Source organism: Paracoccus sp. NSM, assembly GCF_052379855.1.
Taxonomy (GTDB): Bacteria; Pseudomonadota; Alphaproteobacteria; order Rhodobacterales; family Rhodobacteraceae; genus Paracoccus.
Window position 1 is genome coordinate 1 of record NZ_JBQTCG010000029.1, and the last position, 4,030, is coordinate 4,030.

General features: G+C 64.0%; 3 protein-coding genes. 1 reads left to right on the top strand and 2 read right to left on the bottom strand.

The window, feature by feature from the left end; genetic code table 11:
• Positions 1-384: 384 nt before the first annotated feature.
• On the bottom strand, positions 385-1,878 hold the full coding sequence (locus ACTZWU_RS16650; RefSeq protein WP_444738478.1) for a tripartite tricarboxylate transporter permease: 1,494 nt from the start codon (positions 1,876-1,878) through the stop codon (positions 385-387).
• A 10-nt stretch (positions 1,879-1,888) separates the two neighbouring features.
• Positions 1,889-2,347: a hypothetical protein gene (locus tag ACTZWU_RS16655; RefSeq protein ID WP_444738479.1), complete on the bottom strand. Its 459-nt coding sequence runs from the start codon at positions 2,345-2,347 to the stop codon at positions 1,889-1,891.
• A gap of 183 nt (positions 2,348-2,530) precedes the next feature.
• On the opposite strand from ACTZWU_RS16655, the gene ACTZWU_RS16660 reads away from it, so the two are divergent.
• Entirely contained in the window at positions 2,531-3,523 is a 993-nt protein-coding gene (locus ACTZWU_RS16660) for a Bug family tripartite tricarboxylate transporter substrate binding protein (RefSeq protein WP_444738480.1), read from the top strand.
• Positions 3,524-4,030: the final 507 nt, after the last annotated feature.

Genomic DNA, 4,030 nt, shown 5'->3' on the forward strand with positions numbered 1-4,030 from the left:
CCGCATGGAGAATGACCCGTTCAGATCAAAAGCGGCAGAAGGGGATCGGCGTCGCGCTTACAACCTGCGCGCTGTCCAACTGCTGCTCGGCCATGCGAAGATGGACAGCACGGTGCGCTATCTCGGGGTCGATATCGAGGATGCGCTGTCGCTGTCAGAGGCGATAGACCTGTAGCCATCCTGCCGATCGGCACTATTTGTGCCGGTCGGCCCAAAGCTGCCAGGCGGTCGGTTGTTCGGCAGACCCGCAAGCGGCCGTTGCAGGCCGTGATGCTGAATTACGATTGGTGTTTGTCGACAATCGTGATGCCACGCCGTCGCGGGTTGCTTGAGGCTGACTGGGCAGGCAGGTCTCCGAAGTTCGCATTGCCGTTATGGTGGTTTCTACTTGGGACGCTCTGGACTGCGGCGAGACAGGAAAATCCACTTCATCTTCCAGATCGACGCGGCCGCTATCAGGGCAAGACAAACCGCGCTTACCGGATCGGTCAACAGCACCATGGCGTCTCCCCGCGAGAAGAGCAGCGTCCTGCGCAAATATTCCTCAAAAGCCGGACCAAGGATGAAGCCCAGGACCAAGGGCGTCGGCTCCAACCCCAGCCGCAGAAGCGCCCAGCCAAAGATGCCGAAGCCGAGCATCACCCATACGTCGAACAGCGAGTTCTGCACCGAATGCACCCCAATCAGGCTGATCACCAGAATGAGCGGCACTAACCTGCGAAACGGAATACGCAACAGCGCTGCCCAGACCCCGACAAAGGGCAAGTTCAGCACCACGAGGATGATGTTGCCGATGATGAGGCTGGCCATAAGTGCGGCGAACAGGTCGGGATTCTGCGCGATGAAGCCTGGGCCGGGTAAGATCGCATGGATCATCAGCGCGCCCGCAAGCACCGCCATGACCGGGCTGCCGGGCAGGCCTAGCGTCAGCAGCGGCACGAGGGCCGCCTGGGCTGCGGCATTGTTTGCAGCCTCGGGGGCGGCGACGCCTGCGACGGCGCCCGTGCCAAGCGGGCGGTCGCGCGGGACAAACCCGCTTTCCAGCCCGCGTGCGGCCAGTGCGGCCAGAAGCGTGCTCGCCCCCGGAATAACGCCCAGGGCAGAGCCAACGGCGGTGCCGCGAAGTGTGGGCCAAGCGCCCGCACGAAGGTCGGCGCGGCTTGGCCATGGCCAGCGCACGCCGCGGATGGTTTCGGGACGCCCCGAGGTTTCCAACGCGCGGATGATCTCCGCAAGCCCGAAGATGCCCATGACCAGCGGCACGAAGCCGATACCGTCGCGCAATTCCGGGATGCCGAAGGTGAAGCGCGGCTGGCCGCCTGCCAGATCCGTGCCCACAAGCCCCAGCCCCGCCCCGATCAGGATCAACGCAAGTGCCGGCAGTGCGGGCCCCGGAGACATGACGGCGGCCGCAAACAAGCCAAGCGCGATCAATCCCACCAGACCTGCAGGCGCGATAGCTGTGGTCATTGAGGACAGCGGCACAGCCACCGTCGCGATCAGGGCCGCCGTCACCAGCCCGGCAAACAGCGAAGCCAACGCCGCCACGGCAAGCGCCGGGCCGGCGCGGCCCATCAGCGCCATCTTGTGCCCGTCCATCGCCGTGACGACGCCCGAACACTCCCCCGGCAGGTTCAGCAAGATCGAACTGGTCGAGCCGCCGTATTGCGCTCCGTAGTAGATCGCTGCCAGCATGATCAATGCGCCGGCTGGCTCCAGCGCAAAGGTCACCGGCAACAAAAGCGCCAGCGTCGCCGCAGGCCCGATACCTGGAAGCACTCCGACCAGCGTTCCGAGGACTGCGCCCAGTAAACACAAGGCGAGGTTCTCTGGCGTAAGCGCAAGCGCGAAGCCCGCGGCCCAGGCGGCAATATCCATCTCCGCCCCCTTAGCCTGCCGGCCAGAGCGGGGCAGTGGGCGGCAGCAGCGCCACGCCCACGAAGGCCACCAGCGCCATCAGGCCTAGAACTGTCAACGCCAGCGCGCCAGGGCTGCGTTCGCCCGCTCCCCAGGCCGCCAGCGCAGCAGCCAGGCCCCCCGCGAAGACGAGGCCGACGAAGGGAAGGCTCACGGCAAATGTCAGCACCGCGCCCAACAGGGCGAGCGCGCTGTGTCGCAGGCCGGGCATGGGCGATCCGCTGTCGCCGCCACAACCCGGAGAAGACGTCGGCGTGACGGGACTGCGCGCAGAGAGCAAAGCCCAAGCGAGCCCAAGGCCAAGCACCCCAAGCGACAGAAGCTGTGCCATCAGGCCGGGCCCGACATTTCCGCCCAGCCATGCGGGCTGACCCTGCGCCAGCCCCGACATGCCCGCCCCGATCGTGCAGAGCACAAGCCCGGGAAGCATGCGCCGAAGGACGAGGCGCGGCTCATTTCGGTCCGGCAGTCCGGGTCGCAGGGTAAGATTCGGCTTCATCGCAAACCCACGATTCATTTAGTTGACTGATTTTATCAGTTAGGACATGGCATTCTCAGCCGCCAGTCATTTGGTCAGCCATCCCTTCAAATTCTTGCTTTTCTGGAGCGAAAGATGATTCATCGTCGTGTGCTGCTTGGCTCTGCAATCGCCGCACCTTTCCTGTCTCTTTTGCCGCGCTCAGCCCGTGCTGCTCAATGGCCCGCGGCCGGCCCCATCCGGCTGGTCGTGGCGCAAGGCGGCGGCGGCAATGCCGATGTGGTGGCCCGTATTCTGGTCGAAGCGCTAGAACCGGTCCTCGGTCAAAATATCGTGGTGGAGAACAATGGCACCGCCTCGGGCATGCGCGCGACCGAGGATGTCAGCAATGCTGCGCCTGACGGCTACACGCTTCTTGTCGGAACGTCGTCGCAGCTCGTCCATAACATCGCATTGTTCGATCCTCTCCCGGTCGATATCGCTTCGAGCCTACGGGGCGTGGCGATGATCAATGAGGTTCCAATGGTGATGTGCGTGCCCGCAGATAGCCCCGATGTCGATCTGGTGGCCCTGACCGCGCGCATCAAGGCAGATCCGGCGGCATTCCAGTATGGGTCCGGACCTGCGGGCACCACCACACACATCACCGGCGCTTTGTTCCTGCAACGTATCGGCGCTGAAGGTGTCGTCCACATCCCCTATCCGCGCAGTCCCGATGCCATGGTCGATTTGGTTGCAGGGCGGCTGAGTTTTGTGTTCGACCCGTCCCTGACCGCCATCGGGCAGGTGCAGGGGGAAGCCGTGAGGGCGTTGGGCGTCTCTGCCCCGGTTCGGCTGGCGGCGCTATCTGAGGTGCCGACCATGGACGAGGCGGGCCTGCCCGGCTTTGTCAGCCAGACCTGGAACACGATCTCGGCCCCTGCCGGCACACCTGACGAAATAGTGACCGCACTGAATGGCATGATCAACGAGATCGTTCAGTCAGACGCCATGCGCGCGCGTCTAGAGGAACTGGCTTCGATCGTGCCGGCAGCCAAGACGCCAGCCGAGGTCGATGCCTATTATGCTGCCCAACGCGAGACATGGATCCCCGTCGTCCGTGGAACAGGGGCGCGGGTGGAAGGCTGAGCCGGACCATCCCGACCTGCGCCGGATGCATCTGTCCGGCGCAGGATTTCTGCCCTGCGACACATCAGGTGGTCATGCGCCCGATGCTGTCCTCTCCTCCTCGTCGATTGTCTCGGCCCTGCACCGCGTCCGACTGCCCACTTCAAGATGAACAATAGACAGCCGGCGATATTGCCAAAAGGCCGCTTTCCGCCCTACGAAGGCGACTGCGGGATCGACGTGCCCGGCCCTCACCGGCCATTCGATCCCCGCACCTCGAATGTCCGCTTCAGTCCCCCTTGCTGTCGGTCGCGTGCGGCGCGACGAAGGTCAGCTTCCCGCCCTTCGTGTCGTCAAGGCAGGTCTTTGGCTCCGGTGAGAATGAGGGTTTGCATTGCGCCGATGCAGCAGTCGTTATGCCGCATTACCATCAGGCTAACTCCTGGCCACACCCTCTGCCCCAAATTCAATATCAATATTAGCTCATTATCGGGCCATGAGCTCATCCGGTCGGCTGCAGCGCTCCCA

Excerpts from the sequence above, each read along its gene's own strand:
- ACTZWU_RS16650 (WP_444738478.1), bottom strand. The coding sequence starts at position 1,878 with ATGGATATTGCCGCCTGGGCCGCGGGCTTCGCGCTTGCGCTTACGCCA.
- ACTZWU_RS16660 (WP_444738480.1), top strand. The coding sequence starts at position 2,531 with ATGATTCATCGTCGTGTGCTGCTTGGCTCTGCAATCGCCGCACCTTTC.
- ACTZWU_RS16655 (WP_444738479.1), bottom strand. The coding sequence starts at position 2,347 with ATGCTTCCCGGGCTTGTGCTCTGCACGATCGGGGCGGGCATGTCGGGG.